Raw genomic sequence first — 250 nt, forward strand, 5'->3', positions numbered from 1 at the left:
AAGAAGGGGATCTGTTGGCAAAAATTGATCCTACAGATCAAGAAAATCACCTTAAAAGAAAAAAAGCAGCATTATCGCATTATTATGCGAATTTAGTGGAACAAGAAGCTTATCTTTCCCTTGCACAGAAAAATTTAGAACGGCAGAAAAAAATGATTGAATCGCGTGCAATTTCAAAAGCTAATCTTGATGATGCCGCGACACAAGTGAAAATACGTGAAGCGCAAATTGCTCAATTGCGTCAGCAAAT

General features: G+C 36.8%; 1 pseudogene. It reads left to right on the plus strand.

What is annotated here, in order from left to right:
* A pseudogene (locus ACFIM8_RS09340) lies at window positions 1–250 on the plus strand (efflux transporter periplasmic adaptor subunit); the annotation flags it as partial.

Source organism: Bartonella sp. AC535YNZD (assembly GCF_042196625.1).
In the GTDB taxonomy this organism is placed as follows: domain Bacteria; phylum Pseudomonadota; class Alphaproteobacteria; order Rhizobiales; family Rhizobiaceae; genus Bartonella.